Source organism: Kineobactrum salinum (assembly GCF_010669285.1).
GTDB lineage: Bacteria > Pseudomonadota > Gammaproteobacteria > Pseudomonadales > Halieaceae > Kineobactrum > Kineobactrum salinum.
In genome coordinates this window covers 3,034,009-3,048,948 of sequence record NZ_CP048711.1, presented here as the reverse complement: position 1 = coordinate 3,048,948, position 14,940 = coordinate 3,034,009, and the positions used below count along the sequence as shown (strand labels likewise).

The 14,940-nt window shown below is 62.5% G+C and carries 11 protein-coding genes and 1 pseudogene; 7 read left to right on the top strand and 5 right to left on the bottom strand.

What is annotated here, in order from left to right; translation table 11 throughout:
• Positions 1–176: 176 nt before the first annotated feature.
• From G3T16_RS13455 to G3T16_RS13440, 4 genes are read left to right on the top strand one after another with little or no spacing between them, the layout of a single operon-like run.
• Positions 177–878 (top strand): response regulator transcription factor, encoded by a 702-nt coding sequence (locus tag G3T16_RS13455; RefSeq protein WP_163495698.1) that lies wholly within the window; start codon positions 177–179, stop codon positions 876–878.
• The gene (locus G3T16_RS13450) at positions 868–1,323 is read left to right on the top strand and encodes an Hpt domain-containing protein (RefSeq protein WP_163495697.1); all 456 of its coding nucleotides are present in this window, start codon (positions 868–870) and stop codon (positions 1,321–1,323) included. Before G3T16_RS13455 ends, G3T16_RS13450 begins: the two co-directional genes overlap by 11 nt.
• On the top strand, positions 1,320–3,200 hold the full coding sequence (locus G3T16_RS13445; RefSeq protein WP_163495696.1) for a tetratricopeptide repeat-containing sensor histidine kinase: 1,881 nt from the start codon (positions 1,320–1,322) through the stop codon (positions 3,198–3,200). Before G3T16_RS13450 ends, G3T16_RS13445 begins: the two co-directional genes overlap by 4 nt.
• Positions 3,197–3,625 (top strand): response regulator, encoded by a 429-nt coding sequence (locus tag G3T16_RS13440; protein WP_163495695.1) that lies wholly within the window; start codon positions 3,197–3,199, stop codon positions 3,623–3,625. Before G3T16_RS13445 ends, G3T16_RS13440 begins: the two co-directional genes overlap by 4 nt.
• 26 nt (positions 3,626–3,651) lie before the next feature.
• Here G3T16_RS13440 and trhA read toward each other — a convergent pair.
• Positions 3,652–4,280: pseudogene (gene trhA / locus G3T16_RS13435) on the bottom strand (PAQR family membrane homeostasis protein TrhA).
• Between the two features lie 261 nt (positions 4,281–4,541).
• Between trhA and G3T16_RS13430 the strand changes: the two are divergent.
• Positions 4,542–5,516 carry a calcium/sodium antiporter gene (locus G3T16_RS13430; protein ID WP_163495694.1) on the top strand — a complete coding sequence of 325 codons (975 nt, stop codon included), beginning with the start codon at positions 4,542–4,544 and terminating at the stop codon, positions 5,514–5,516.
• Here the strand turns inward: G3T16_RS13430 and G3T16_RS13425 are convergent.
• The 4 genes from G3T16_RS13425 to G3T16_RS13415 all read right to left on the bottom strand — a co-directional run bounded on the left by G3T16_RS13425 (position 5,480) and on the right by G3T16_RS13415 (position 11,923).
• Entirely contained in the window at positions 5,480–8,764 is a 3,285-nt protein-coding gene (locus G3T16_RS13425; RefSeq protein WP_163495693.1) for a bifunctional diguanylate cyclase/phosphodiesterase, read from the bottom strand. The two genes, G3T16_RS13430 and G3T16_RS13425, sit on opposite strands and share 37 nt — an antisense overlap.
• Positions 8,765–8,984: 220 nt before the next feature.
• On the bottom strand, positions 8,985–10,340 hold the full coding sequence (gene gdhA / locus G3T16_RS13420; protein WP_232059074.1) for an NADP-specific glutamate dehydrogenase: 1,356 nt from the start codon (positions 10,338–10,340) through the stop codon (positions 8,985–8,987).
• 132 nt (positions 10,341–10,472) lie between these two features.
• On the bottom strand, positions 10,473–10,595 hold the full coding sequence (locus G3T16_RS22505) for a hypothetical protein (RefSeq protein WP_269473226.1): 123 nt from the start codon (positions 10,593–10,595) through the stop codon (positions 10,473–10,475).
• On the bottom strand, positions 10,592–11,923 hold the full coding sequence (locus tag G3T16_RS13415; RefSeq protein WP_232059073.1) for a RimK family protein: 1,332 nt from the start codon (positions 11,921–11,923) through the stop codon (positions 10,592–10,594). Before G3T16_RS13415 ends, G3T16_RS22505 begins: the two co-directional genes overlap by 4 nt.
• Before the next feature lie 550 nt (positions 11,924–12,473).
• Between G3T16_RS13415 and G3T16_RS13410 the strand changes: the two genes are divergently transcribed.
• Positions 12,474–13,646, top strand: coding sequence for a dipeptidase (locus tag G3T16_RS13410; RefSeq protein WP_232059072.1), 1,173 nt, complete (start codon positions 12,474–12,476; stop codon positions 13,644–13,646).
• Positions 13,647–13,650: 4 nt separating this feature from the next.
• Positions 13,651–14,817, top strand: a complete 1,167-nt coding sequence (gene nagA / locus G3T16_RS13405) for an N-acetylglucosamine-6-phosphate deacetylase (RefSeq protein WP_163495691.1) — start codon at positions 13,651–13,653, stop codon at positions 14,815–14,817.
• The last annotated feature ends 123 nt before the right edge of the window (positions 14,818–14,940 follow it).

The window sequence follows — 14,940 nt, the reverse complement described above, 5'->3', positions numbered from 1 at the left end:
CGGGTACAAATGTCAACGATTGCAAATTCATACTGCAAACGGACCTGGGTCACGATTCAGCGCTTTGGATTGCCCTCAATTGTCAACAATTGTCAACGCAGTGGCCCTGCATTGCGCCGCCGGGCAGCCTCAATCACACTGGGCCGCGTTGTTGCTGAACCCTGTTGTGACCCTGCATGAATGGATGGATTATCGGCGTCATTGAAGACGACAAGGTGCAGGCCGCGTTGCTGGACGCGATGCTGGCGCGCGCGCAGTTCACGCCGCTGGTATATTCATCCTGCCAGGAATTTCGGCGCCGCAATGGGCTATCGGTAGTCGACATGCTGTTGCTTGACTGGAATTTGCCCCAGGAAAACGGCCTCGATTTACTGAAGGAATTGCGGGCGGGCGACCAGCCGGCATTGCCCGTTATCCTGGTCACGGCCAATCAGCTCGAAGCGCAGATTGTCGAAGGACTCAACGCTGGCAGTGACGACTACATCGTCAAGCCAGTCAGGGCAGCCGAGCTGGTGGCGCGAATAGAGTCGGTCATGCGCCGCTATCATTCTCCCCATCCGGCTCACGAAGTCCATGATCCGTTCACTTTCATTACCGCGCAGCGCAGACTGCTGTTGCATGACAAGCTGCTCAAGACCACGCCACGGGAGTTCGACCTGATGCTGTTCCTGTTCCGGCGGCCCGGGAAGGTCATTGCCCGGGACGCGCTGCTGGCCGAGGTATGGAGAAAATCGGCAAGTGTCTCAACCCGCTCCATAGACACCTACATCAGCCGGCTGCGGCGCAATTTCGGGCTGGACGGGCGCAACGGCTGGCAACTGGAAGGCGTCTATCAACGCGGCTACTGCCTGGTCAGAACCCATTCAGATGAGGAGTGACGGTGTCCAGACAGATGCTCCCTGCCCAGGGCGGGAGGCCGGGGATGCGGGCAGGCATGAGCTGCCACATGCCGACAACCCGGCAGCGCGGGACGAGGACTTACTACTGAATCCCGAACATCTGGCGGAGATCAGCGAACTCGCCGCGGTGCGGCCTGAACTGCCGCAACAGCTGATTGCGCTGTTTGCAGAATGCATGGAGGAATATCTGGCCGCCTGCGAACGGGCCCCTGACCACAGGACTCTTGCCCTGACGGTGCATCGCATAGCGGGCAGTGCCGGCAGCCTTGGAGCCCCGCGCCTGCGGGCGCTGGCAGAGACGTTGGCGACGGGGCTCAGCCACGGGCCAGTGGAGCCTGCTGTAACACAGTCTTTGGCAGCACTGCGAACAACCATCGCTGACACCATTGCAACCTACCACCAGTGGCTGGAGGACAGCCTGTGAAGCGCAGCCCGCCCGCAGCCTCAATGCTGGTGGCGCTGACTCTGGTGTTGACCTGCCCTGTAGTCGCGCAACCGGCCTCCACGGAGGCTGACGGCAGCACCTACGAGCAGCAGATCGCACGCCTGAACGCGGCCGCGGAAGCCGCCGATGACAGTCTGGCAGGGGCCCGGGCCCAGCAGGACATGGCGCAGCACATGATGACCCTGAGTCTGTGGCCGGAGGCCCTGACCCACGCCCAACAGGCCCGCCGCAGCGCCCGGCAAAGTGGTGATCCGGCGCTGCAACTGGCGACCGACATCACCTACGCTGCCGTGCTGTTGCAACTGGAGCGCAATGCCGAGGCAGCGCCCATCCTGCTCGACGCGCTGCAACGGGCGCGCATGATGGGTGACCAGGAACAGGAAGTCAGGGCACTGACTTCACTGGCCTCCTCCTACGTCGGGGCGCGGCAACTGGAGGAAGCCAGGGACTTTGCCAACCAGGGACTGGCCCTGGCGCGCCAGCGTGGCGACCTGGTGAGTTCGGTGCGCCTGTTGAGCAATCTCGGCCTGATAGCCTGGACCGCGGGCGACGCCGAGACCGCGGCAGCCCATATCGAAGAGGCGCTGCAAGTCCCATCCAGCGAACTGCCGCCGGACATCAACAAGACGCTGGCCATCGCCTCCATCACGCTCGCCGGTACCACCGGTGAAGACAACGCCGAGCGGGCACAGCAGGTCATCGAGTCGGCCCGGAGGGATGGAAGCCGCTACATGGAAGCTTTCGCCACTGAACAGTTGGCCCACATTCGCTGCGACGCGGGCGAGTATCAGGAAGCCCTGGCCTCCTATGCCAGAGCGGCCGATCTGTTCCGGCAATCGGACCGGGTCGGCGATCTCAACCGCTTGCATGAACGCTGGGCTGCATGCCACCAGAGCGCCGGCCAGTTCGAGCTTGCGCTCAAGCAGCAGCAACAGGCGCTGGCGCTGGTGAGACAGACCAACGAACGGCGTCACAGCGCCACCCTGCAAGCACACGATGCCGCGTTTCGCACCGAGCAGCGACTGGCGCAACTGGCCCAGCTGGCGGAGGAACAGGAATCGCTGCGAGCCAATCTCGCCGAACAGAACGCACGCCTGGGTTGGCTGGCCGCCGGCATCCTGCTGCTGTTGGTCGTCACCAATATACTGTGGTTTCGCAACAAGCGGTTGCGGGCCCAGCGCAGCGCGGAGCAGGAGTTGCAGCAGGCCAGGATCCACCTGCTGGCCAACACCAGCCACGAGATCCGCAATCCCGCACAGGGCCTCATCGGCCTGCTGGAAAGCCAGACAGCGACGGATCCGGAGAAGGCCGAAGACCCCGATCATCTTGCCGCGCTTGGCGCCGCGCGCATGATCGGTCATCTCGCCAATGACTATCTGGATCTCGCGCTGTTGGAGCAGGGCCGCCTGCGCCCCCAGCACGACAGCCTCTGCCGCCTGCCCGACTTGCTGGAGCAACTGGCATTGCTGTCGCGGGGATTCCTTGGCGCCGAAGGACAAAAACTGCTGGTCTACAGTGAACCCACCCTGCCCGAGTGGGTTCTGATCGACGGAGAGCGTCTGCTGCAGGTATTGCTAAACCTGGTGATCAACGCCGCGACCCACGGCGCCAATCAGATCAGATTGGTGGCGAAACTGAATCCGGCGCAGGATCAGCTGCACTTTGCGGTCGAAGATGATGGTCCGGGATTGACCACGCTGGATGACAGCCTGTTCGATCCCTACGTCCGCGGGGAAAACGCGGATACTACCCGCGGCAGCGGCCTGGGGCTGGCCATCAGCGCCCGCATCGCAAAAGCCATGGGGGCGGCATCAGCGCGCGCAACCTGCAGCCACACGGTGCTTGCTTCGAAATGAAGCTGCCGCTGCGCCGGGCGGCGCCGGCAGTGGCCGCCCGCGACCGGCGCAACTCCGCAGCAACGGTGGCCCCCGGGGCCCGGGTGCTGATTGTGGATGACGATCGCTTTGCCCGGCTCGGCATTCGAGTAGCGCTGGAGAGCCTGGGCTGTGAAACCCGGGAGCTGGATGGTCGCAGTGCGCTGGAGCCCGTGCTCCGCAGTTTTGATCCCGAGGTGGTTTTCCTGGACCAGCAACTTGAAGACACTCACGGCCTGGTTCTGGCGCGACGGATCAGGGAACACGATCAACAGCTGGGCCGGACCCGCCGCTCAGTGGTGATCATCAGTGGCAGCAGTCAGGCGCACAGTGCCGATGCCACGATCGACACCTGGCTGGTCAAGCCGGCCTCGCGCCAGGCACTGGCCAGGATTCTCGCCGCCTAGCTGGACGGTCAGATGGGCAGCCAACCTCAGCGGACATAGCCAAGTACTGCAATGACATGACAGGCTGAGCCCACCAGTACGAAAAAATGCCAGATCCCATGAGCGTGATGGAGGCGCTTTTGCTGATCCAGCACATAGAACAGCACCCCCGTGGTATAGGCGATGCCGCCTGCGACCAGCCACCAGAATCCCGCCTCTGGCAAACTCGCCCGCAGACTGGGGAAATCCAGGGAACAGGCCCAGCCCATGCCCAGATAGATCACCAGCTGGCCCACCTTGACGCTGCGGCCCGACAGCAAGCACTCCGACAGAATTCCAAGAATTGCCAGTGACCAGACCAGCAGCAGTATCAACAACGCACTGCGGCCCTCCATGCTGACCAGCATAAGGGGGTATAGGTCCCGGCAATGAGCAAATAGATGGAGATATGGTCCAGCAGCTTGAAGATCCGCTTCAGTGCCGGCGGTCTCAGGCTGTGATAGAGGGTCGACATGGTGTACAGCAGAACAAGTGTCAGTCCGTAGACAGCGAACGAGGCAATCATCACCGGCCTGTTGCTCTGGATTGCGACAGTCAGCAGTGCGCCCAGCGCCACCAATGCCAGTACGCCGCCCACCAGGTGGCTGATGCTGTTGAGTCTTTCACCGTAGTACATTCGAATTCGGGCGGGAAAGATGCCCGTTCCCTCTCCCTGATGATCCTTTGACAGTGAACAGTGGCAGCACTCAAAGTGCGCGAAAACCTAGAATCCATAACCCCCGAGGGAATGTCAACCACACGCTGTCCGGCGTGTTGACATAGGTCCTATTGATTCCATCCCGGTATCTTGGTTTACTGCCTGCGCCAGCACCTGGCCATCGGCCCCGGCACCGTAAACCGGGCCTTTCACCTCACAATAACGGGAGCCACAGCGCACATGATCGCCGGATTGGCAATTGTCTTTGGCCTGGCGCTGCTGGTCTGGAGCGCCGATCGTTTCGTGGAGGGCTCCGCCGCGACCGCGCGCCACTTTGGCGTGCCGCCGCTACTGATAGGAATGATCATCATCGGCTTCGGCACCTCGGCGCCGGAGATGGTGGTGTCGGCGCTGGCGGCCTCGCAGGGCAATCCGGGGCTCGCGCTGGGCAATGCCTTCGGCTCCAACATCACCAATATCGCGCTGATCCTGGGCCTGACCGCCCTGCTCAGTCCCATCGCGGTGCATTCCCAGGTATTGCGCAAGGAACTGCCGGTGCTGCTGGCGGTCACGGCGCTGGCCGCCTGGCAGCTGGTTGATGGCCATCTGTCACGCGCTGAGGCGCTGGTATTGCTGGGTGTGTTCGCAGCATTGATGGGCTGGACTGTGTGGCAGGGTTTGCGGGGCAGAGCCGACACCCTGGGCACCGAGATTGACCAGCAATTGAGTAGCACTCATATGCCGATCAAACACGCGGTTAGCTGGCTGCTGGTGGGCCTGCTGCTACTGATCGCGGGTTCACGCATTCTGGTGTGGGGCGCGGTGGAGATTGCGACCGGTTTGGGCGTCAGTGATCTTGTCATCGGCCTGACCGTCGTTGCTATCGGTACTTCCCTGCCGGAACTGGCCTCCTCCATAGCCGCCACCCGCAAGGGTGAACACGACATCGCGCTGGGCAACATCCTCGGCTCCAACCTGTTCAATACCCTGGCAGTCGTGGGCATCGCCGGGGTGATACATCCGATGTCGGTGGGCCCGGAAGTGCTGTCGCGGGATGTATTGACAATGGCGGCACTGACCCTGCTGCTGTGCCTGTTCGGCTACCGGCGTCGTGCACCGGGCCGCATCAACCGGTGGGAGGGAGGGTTCCTGATAGCCTGTTTCCTGGGCTACACCAGCTACCTGTTGCTCACCACGCTGTCTGCTGGCGGCTGAGCGCGCAGCAGCGCTTCCAGTTCCTGAACCGGCAGCGCCCGGCTGAAATAATAGCCCTGGTACTCGTCGCAGCCGTGATCGTGCAGGAACTGCCATTGCGCGGCAGTCTCGACCCCTTCGGCCACTGTTCTGAACCCCAGGGCACGGGCAATGCCAATAATCGCAAGCACTATGGCCTGATCTTCCGGATCGTCGCCTACGCCATCCACAAAGGACTTGTCGATTTTCAGCTTGTTGATGGGGTAGCGCTTGAGATAGCTCAGCGATGAGTATCCGGTTCCAAAATCATCGATGGACAGCGTCACCCCCAGCTCCTGCAGCTCGGTGAGGGTGGTCAGCGTCTTGCTGGAATGCTCCATCGCAATGCGCTCCGTCAGCTCCAGGTCCAGCATCGCCGGCGGCAGCTGATTCTGTTCCAGCACGCCGGCCACCATCTCGGCAAAACCATCCTTGTAAACCTGCCCGGCGGAGAGATTGACTGCCATCGAGGCCACCGGTACACCGGTGCTGCACCACAGCGCCTGTTGCCGTGCGGCAGTACGCAGCACCCAGCTGCCCAATTCCAGAATCAAGCCACTTTCCTCTGCGACCGGGATAAAACGCGAGGGAGAGATAAAACCAATTTCCGGATGCTGCCACCGCAGCAGTGCCTCCACACCCGTAACCGCGCCCGTCTGCATGCTGATCTGGGGCTGGTAGTAGAGGCTGAGATGCTCGTTGGCCAGGGCATCGCGCAACTCATGCTCTATCAACAGGATTTCATCGGCCTGGGCCCGCATCAGCTCTGCAAAGACCTTGAAATTGTTCCTGCCGGACTGCTTGGCCTTGAACAGTGCTGCGTCCGCCGCCTGGGTCAGCTGCTCGAAATCGCGGCCGTGCCGAGGATACACGGCCACGCCAATACTGGCGGTCAGTGACAGCCGGTGCCGCTTCACTTCCAGTGGCTCGGCAATCAATTCCAGCAATCGCAGCGCAACCGCCTCCGCCTCCTCCTGGTTATGGTTCGGCAGCAGCAGGAATAATTCATCGCCCCCGATGCGGCACAGGGTGGCATCCAGATGCAGCTGCCGGGTCAGGCGCTGCGCCACGGCCTTCAATACCAGGTCGCCGACCAGCAGGCCCAGGGAATCATTGATCAATTTGAAGCGGTCGAGATCGATGCACAGCAACGCGACCTGACTGTCCTGTGCCTTGGCCGTCTCCAGCGCAAATCGCGCCTTGTCCCGCAGCAGGTCGCGATTGGGCAAGCCGGTGAGGGTATCGTAATTACTGAGGAAGCGGATACGCTCCAGGTTGTGCTTGCGCTCGGTAATATCCGTGGAAATACCACACAATCCATAGAGCGTGCCATCTGCCTTGCGCATCGGAATCTTGACTGACCAGAAGGTGCGCGTGATACCGGTTTCCCGTACCGTGTCCACCTCCTCCGCTTCCACGACTTCACCGTTTTCCAGCACCCGGCGGTCATTTTCCCGCACCAGCGCGGCCGTCACGGAGTCGAAGAACTCGTCGTCGCTGGCCCCGACCACCTTCTCCTTGCTCACTCCCCACAGGTCCAGCACCTGCTGGTTGGCAAACAGGTAGCGTCCTTCGACATCCTTCAGGTAGATACAGGCGCCGATACTCTCCATAATGGTGGAGAGCATGGTTTCGTTCTCCTTGAGGGCCTGCTCATAGTCGATACGTTGGGCCTCACGGTCAAAGTTGTCCAGCGAGAAACTGATGTCGCCGGCCATGTCCAGCAGCAGGTTGGTGACATCGTCGTCGAAGGCGCCCGCCCTGCAATGGTAAACCTTGAGCACCGCGAAGGCCTTGCCACCGCGTTGCAGCGGGATTGCCGCGGCCGAGCGCCAGCCGTATTCCCGCGCCGACTGCTGGCGGGAGGGGGTTGTTGTCGCGGCCAGATAATCGTTGATGATCACCGGCCGGTTTTCCTGCAAGGCGATCTCGACCGGTCCCGGTTCTTCGGCCTCAGTCAGGACTATGTCCGGCTGGATGTAGTCAGTACCCTCTCCGAAGCTGGCCATGCACACCACCCGGCCGGTATCGGCATCGATTTTTCCTACCCAGGCCATCGTCATGCCGCCGTATTGCACCGCCATGCGGCAGACCAGCGGCAGCAGCTCCTCTTCCCGATCCATCCGCACGATGGCCTGGTTGATCTCACTCTGGGCATGATACAAATGCCCCAGCCGTACCGCCCTGCGCTCGCTGCGATCCCGGCTCTTGGCGATGACAAAAACCAGCAGGCCCAGAGCGAGACTGAGGGAGCTGCCGGCAGGCAGCATCAACGACGAGCGAGCGGGCAGCGTCTCGCCGCGGTAAACGCCCGGCACCGTGAACAGCGAGAGTGTCCAGCTGCGCCCGCCGATCTCGATCTCTAGCTGCGTTTCCAGCTCGCCCTCTGCGCTGCGTGACTGCTGGCGCTCCATGTCAGTGGAATAGAGCAGGCCGGCAGCTTCACCGGGCGCCCCGTCGCGCACTTCCAGACCGATGTCCGGGTCGATTTCCGCCCGCAGGCTGGCAAGCAGGTCGGCCATGCGGAACGGCACATCGACCCAGCCAAGAAGTGCCTCGCGGCGCCCGGCCACTGTCGCGGGAATCCTCCCGCTGCGATAGACCGGCAGATACATGACAAAGGATGGCGAGGGGGAACTGTCAATGTCCTGTACCAGCGACAGCGCGCCGGTTATCACCATTTCCCCGCTATCGCGGGCCTGCTCGGCGGCAGCCCGGGCCACGGGATTTGAGAACACATCAAAACCAACGGCATTGAGATTCTCCTCCGCCAGTGGCTCCAAATAGATGATCGGGGCGAGCAACTCACGCTGCGAAGCAGGATGAATTTCGTAGGGTACCGGCAATTGCGCCCGTATGGCAGCCAGATGTTGTGGCAACTGCCCGCGCGTCACCGGCACCACCCAGCCCAGCCCCTGAACACCGGCGAGCTCCGAAGTCACATCCAGCGCCCGGATATAGCGCAGGAATTCAATATAGCTGACCTCATCCGAGCCCTGGAAGAAACCCTGCAGGCCCCGCATCACCACGGTATAGGCATTGAGCTTGCCCACCAGGTTCGTGACCACCTGCCCAACTTCGACGGCAAACGCGGCTTCGACCAGTTCCCGCTCGCGCTTGCGCTCGTGATCCCACAGCAGCAACGTCGCCGCGAGTCCGCCCGTAATTACCAGGCCCGCCAGCGTGAATGGCAGGATACCGGCGATCCAGTGCCTCGCGACTGTGGGCATAAAAGCAAGCCTGTATCCAGTGATGAAGGTCAATACATCTGCATATAAGCATGCAGGATAGGGCTTGGCAAACAATACCCAGCCGAAAGTGTGACCCAGACCTCAGTGGCAGGGAGCCAATCCTGCACAACGCTAAAACCGTTCCTCCCGCACGATCATGGCCAACAGGACAACCGGGGAGGGCAGCCCCGGCAGCTGCGCACCGGGGCGGGACGTCCGGCTACATGACGCCGTAGGCAATCATCGCCGATGCGACCTTGTTGAAGCCCGCAATATTGGCACCCTTGAAGTAATCGATATGGCCGTCCGCTGCAGTACCAAATTCCACGCACTGGTCGTGGATGGCGCGGATGATCTTGCGCAGATGCTGATCCACCTCTTCGCGGGTCCATTGCATGCGCAAGCTGTTCTGACTCATTTCCAGACCGGACACCGCGACGCCGCCGGCGTTGGCCGCCTTGGATGGGGCGTGCAGCAGGGAATTTCTGGCCTGGATAACATGGATGGCCTCGGGCGTCGCCGGCATGTTGGCTCCCTCGGCAATGCCACGGCAATTGTTGGCGATCAGCTTTTCCGCATCCGCCGCCTCGATCTCGTTCTGGGTGGCACAGGGAAACGCCAGCTCACATGGCACACCCCAGGGGCGCTCGTTTGCAAAGAACTCGCCACCGAATTCCCCCACATACTCCTCGATGCGCCCGCGGCGTTTATTCTTGAGTTCCATCACCCACTGCAGTTTGTCCCGGGTGATGCCCTCGGCGTCATAGATAAAGCCGCCGGAATCAGACAGTGTCAATACCCTGGCGCCGAGTTCTATCAACTTCTCGGCACAGAAGGTCGCCACATTGCCCGAGCCGGACACTACGCAGCTGCGGCCCTCGATACTCTCGCCATGATGCGCCAGCATCTCCTCCATCATGTAGACGCAGCCATAGCCGGTGGCCTCGGTGCGAATGCGGCTGCCGCCGAACTCCAGCGCCTTGCCGGTAAGTACGCCCTCGAATCGATTCAGCAGCCTCTTGTACTGGCCAAACATGTAGCCTACTTCCCGCGCGCCCACGCCAATGTCCCCGGCCGGCACATCGGTGTCGGGACCAATATGCTTGCTCAGCTCGGTCATGAAGGCCTGGCAAAAACGCATCACCTCGCGGTCGCTCTTGCCCTTGGGGTTGAAATCGGCGCCACCCTTGCCGCCGCCCAGGGGCAGTCCGGTCAGGCTGTTCTTGAAAACCTGCTCGAAGGCCAGAAACTTCAGCACCGACTGGTTCACCGAGGGGTGGAAGCGAATGCCACCCTTGTAGGGTCCGATCGCATTGTTTTGCTGAACCCGGAAACCGCGGTTGACCCGCACGTTACCCTGATCGTCTTCCCAAACCACCCGAAACGTTACGATCCGGTCCGGCTCGGTCATCCGTTCAAGGATCATCAGCTCCTTATACACAGGTTTGTCCCCGATATACGGAATGATGTGCATTGCCACTTCCTGGACCGCCTGGAGGAATTCCGGCTCGCCCGGGTTGCGCCGCTCTACGCCTGCCAGAAAACTGGCAAGATCATCTGCCTGGTGTGTATTCACTGCTTGTTTCTCCTTATGATCCGCCATCCCCGCGCCCGCATCACCCCCACCGCCGCAGCTGGCACGATCAAGGGTAGCCCGGCGGCCAGGGCGACGTCCAATCCTGCGTGGCAGCTTATCAGCTGTGTTTCATCAGCGGCCCCGCTGTTCCAGGCGCTGGTAGAACTCTGCCATGATCAGCATGTACAGCTCCTTGCCCAGATACGCATCCTCGACCCGGTGCTCAATGCTGGGGTTGTCATTGACCTCCATCACATAGACCTGGTGTCCCTTCTGCTTGATATCGACGCCGTACAGCCCTTCCCCACAACCCGGCTGGCCTTGAGGGCCGCGTCCAGCACCACCTTGGGCACCTCAAAGGTGGGCAGGGTTTCATAGCCACCGGAAGCGAACCGCTTGGCACCGTGATTGTAGATCTGCCAGTGATCCCGCGCCATGTGATAGCGGCAGGCATAAATGGCGCGGCCGGCCAGCACCCCCACCCGCCAGTCAAAGTCTGTGTACATGTACTCCTGCACCAGTACCAATGCAGTATCGCTGAGCAGCTCCTGCAGGCGGGACTTCAGTTCCGCCCGGTCCGCTACCTTGTAGATCCCCTTGGAAAAGGACCCCTCGGGCATTTTCAATACACAGGGGTAGCTGAACTGGGCTTCGATCTCGTCCAGCTCGGCCTCGGACACACCAATCACAGTACGGGTTTTCAGTGACGGTACCCGGTGGTAGCTGAAGGCGTCGTGCAGGAATACCTTGTTGCAGCAGCGCAGAATGGAGGCCGAATCATCTATCACCACCAAGCCTTCGCGCTCGGCCTTGCGGGCCAAGCGGTAGGTGTGATGGTCTATCGCCGTGGTTTCGCGAATGAACAGCGCATCGTACTGGGCGATCTGGGACGCCTGAGCCGCGGTGATGGTCTCCGCATGCATTCCCACCTTCGCCGCCGCCTTGATGAAGCGCTTGATCGCCTCGGCGTCGCTTGGCGGTATGGCCTCGTCGGGATTGACCAGGATCGCGAGGTCCCAGCGCAACTGCTTGCGCGCGTCCGAGTTGCGCCAGACCTGCTCGGTAAACAGGACCAGGCGTTCTCCGAACCGTTGCCGCTGGGCCGCGTCCAGCCGGTTGTAGCCATGGCGCCTGACCGTGAGCTGCAACTGGCCATCCTCCGAGGACAGGCGGAACCACAGAATAGGGGCTGGATAGCGCTCGAACATGCGGCGTGTCAGTTTGGTCCAGCGTTCATCTTCGGCCCAGCCAAAATACGCCAGGAATTCCGCTTCCCCCTCCCGGTCGAACTCCGCGGCAAAGGCGGCCAGATTGAGTCCGTCATCGGCCCCCGCCGACAGCGCGCGCAGGTCATTGATAGTGCTTACGCTGGGCAGCACCTTGTGCTGGCGGGCTTCGGCCAGCAACGAACAATAATAACCCCGGCTGAGATAGTACTCAGTGTCGCAGAGATTGATCAGCCGGGTCTTGGGTTCATTGCGCTTGGGATAATCGTTGAGATAGCGTTCGAAGGAGACCACCTCCAGGTGTTCACTGGCCAACTGGTGATCTTCGCCATCCACGACAACAATGGTTTTATGCATAGGGCGGATGCTCGTCTGGTGGGCGCACAGGGCCTGACACAGTGGGCGGCACGCAGACCGCGGACCGTGGTCATGAAACCCGCAGGAGTCTGCCGGGCAGACTCCTAGGGCCTGTTCACACTATTCACATAGCCCCTGTTGTGGCTAAAACCGCGCCAGTCAAGGCGCGAGGAGCGTGGTTTGGTCACTCCAAATGAGCGACGAGCAACGCCGAATGGCGCGGTTTTAGCCGCAACCCGAAGGGCTGGGGCCAGTTTGCCGCCCAGCCGCGTTATCAGTCGCTTATGTAGAGCCACTACACGGCGCTCCTTCTGCCTTGCTGGGCGGCAAACTGGTCGCCAGCAGGGGCTATGTGAATAGTGTGAACAGGCCCTAGATACCATGCCCCCCCAGCCGCTGGCAACCAAAACCTGCAATCGTGCTGCGGGTCCCCTGGCAGCGATGCGCCAAGCGGGCAGCGGCCGGGCTGGCCCGCGGCGCAGCACTGCGGTAGGCTTGCCCTGACCCGGCTCCGTGAGACGGCGATCTGACCTGGAACAGGAACGCGGACGTGCGAAGCTACAAGATTGGCCTGACCCTGGCATTACTTCTGTTGCTGGCAGTTTTGTGGATCAATATTGTGCCGGCGTTGCTGGAACGGAGCATGAACATCACTCTGTCCCACGAGGCCGCGGCAGTTGGCCCCGCGGCCTCCAGGCTGCACAGCAAGCTGGTGGTCGGCGACCTGCACGCGGACAGCCTGCTGTGGCGTCGCAACCTGCTGCGGCACAGTAGCCGGGGACACGTCGATATTCCCCGCCTGCAGGCGGGGAACGTCGCGCTGCAGGTGTTCACCGCGGTTACGCAGTCGCCCGCCGGCCTGAATTACGGCCAGAATGCCCGCGACAGCCGCGACAACATTACCCTGTTGGCCCTCGCCCAGGCCTGGCCGGTGGCCACCTGGACCAGCCGTTACCAGCGGGCGCTGTACCAGGCAAGACGCTTGCACAGGTTTGCCGAACGGGCGCCCCGGGACTTGCAGGTAATCACCAACCGGCAGCAGCTGCGTCAGTTACTGCAGGCCCGGCAGCAGGGTGCGGCACTGGTCGGTGGCATCCTCGGCACCGAGGGCTCCCACGCGCTGGACGGCGAGCTGGACAATATCCGCGGTCTTCATGAGCACGGCTACCGCGTCATGGGACTGCACCACTTCTTCGACAATGCCCTGGGCGGATCGCTGCACGGAGAGAGCGGCCAGGGATTGACAGCCTTTGGCGAGCAGGCGGTGGATCAGATGCGATCGCTGGGAATCATTATCGACGTCGCCCACTCCTCCGAGCAGGTGGTCAGGGATGTACTGGCCCGAGACGAGACCCCCCTACTGCTCAGCCACAGCGGCTTCCAGGGTCACTGCCCCAGCCAGCGAAATATCAGTGACGAACTCATGCAGGCCATCGCCGCCGGCGGCGGCCTGATCGGGGTCGGTTTCTGGGAGGCCGCGGTGTGCGACGCCAGTCCTGCCGGCATCGCAGCGGCCATCCGCTACGGCATCGCGCTGGTTGGAGCCGATCACCTCGCGCTGGGCTCGGACTTCGACGGCGCTGTCAGCGTCCCGTTCGACAGCTCGGAGCTGGCCACACTCACCCAGGCCCTGCTGGACGCAGGCATCAGCCCGCAGGATATCCGCAAGGTCATGGGCGGAAACCTGGTGCGTTTCTTCGACGCGCAGCTGCCCGCGGATTGAAGCGATGACGCCGCCTTCCCCGGACAGCGCTGTCTGTGCCGCCACCCTGTTCGACGGTGAAACCTGGCAATACGACTGTGCGGTGCTGCTGGCGGCCTCCACCGTTGTTGGGGTTATGCCAGCCGCCGAATTGCCGCGCCAGGTGCCACGGGAAACCATCGCCGATGGCCTGCTGGTACCGGGGCTCATCGACCTGCAGGTGAACGGGGGCGGCGGCCTGCTGTTCAACAATGCTCCCACTGCCGACACTGTCAGGCAGATCGCCGCCAGCCACCGCCACCTCGGCACCACCGCGTTGCTGCCCACCCTGCTCAGCGATAGTCCCGAAGTGATGCGCGCGGGGGTGGCCGCCGTCCGCGAGGCGCGGCGGGATGGCGCCGCCGACATCCTGGGCATTCACCTGGAAGGCCCTTTTTTCGCTGCGGCTCGCCGCGGCACTCACCGGGAGGACAGGCTGCGCGCCCCGGAGGCCGCCGACATCGACTGGCTGTGCAGTCTGGGAGACCTGCCCTGTGTGCTGACCCTGGCGCCGGAACAGATGCAGCCGGGCCAGATACGTCAGCTGACCGCGGCCGGAATCAAGGTCTGCGCCGGTCACAGCAATGCCAGCTACGCCCGGATGCAGCTCGCCCAGCAGGAGGGGCTGCGCGGTTTCACCCATCTGTTCAACGCCATGAGTGCACTCACCGCAAGGGAGCCCGGCGTGACCGGCGCCGCCCTGGATAGCCAGCACTGCTGGCTGGGGATTATCGCCGATGGTCATCATGTTCACCCGGCCAGCATTCGTATCGCCCAGCGCAGCGTCGCGCAGGGCAAACTGTTGCTGGTGAGCGATGCCATGGCCACAGTAGGCAGTGACGATCCCGGCTTTCAGCTCTACGGCGAGCATATCGAGCGCTGCAACGGGCAGCTGCGCAACAGTGCCGGCGTGCTGGCGGGCAGCACCATCAGCCTGCTGGAAGCCGTGCGCTTCTGCCGGCAGGAGGTGGGTCTGCCGCTGGCAGAATGCCTGCGCATGGCATCGCGCTACCCGGCCGACTTCCTGGAGCAGCCGCGGCTGGGGCGCATAGCGCCGGGCTGCCGCGCCGACTTCCTGCTGCTCGATGACAAGTTGATGCCACGTGCCACCTGGGTCGCAGGTGAGCGCAGCGCTCCCACCCCCGCCGCGTAATACCGGGCCGCAGCATCCTGCCGGCCGCCGTCGGCCCCGGTCCGCGTCGGTACCTGCGCAACGGACCGGAGCGCATATCGGAAATGGCTCACAGTTTAGCGATTTGCTCCCGCTGGCCGTGGA

What these genes read in the sequence shown, in the direction of transcription:
- G3T16_RS13425 (WP_163495693.1), bottom strand. Translation starts at nt 8,764, where the DNA reads ATGCCCACAGTCGCGAGGCACTGGATCGCCGGTATCCTGCCATTCACG.
- G3T16_RS13455 (WP_163495698.1), top strand. Translation starts at nt 177, where the DNA reads ATGAATGGATGGATTATCGGCGTCATTGAAGACGACAAGGTGCAGGCC.
- G3T16_RS13430 (WP_163495694.1), top strand. Translation starts at nt 4,542, where the DNA reads ATGATCGCCGGATTGGCAATTGTCTTTGGCCTGGCGCTGCTGGTCTGG.
- G3T16_RS13450 (WP_163495697.1), top strand. Translation starts at nt 868, where the DNA reads ATGAGGAGTGACGGTGTCCAGACAGATGCTCCCTGCCCAGGGCGGGAG.
- G3T16_RS13415 (WP_232059073.1), bottom strand. Translation starts at nt 11,923, where the DNA reads ATGCATAAAACCATTGTTGTCGTGGATGGCGAAGATCACCAGTTGGCC.
- nagA (WP_163495691.1), top strand. Translation starts at nt 13,651, where the DNA reads ATGACGCCGCCTTCCCCGGACAGCGCTGTCTGTGCCGCCACCCTGTTC.
- G3T16_RS13440 (WP_163495695.1), top strand. Translation starts at nt 3,197, where the DNA reads ATGAAGCTGCCGCTGCGCCGGGCGGCGCCGGCAGTGGCCGCCCGCGAC.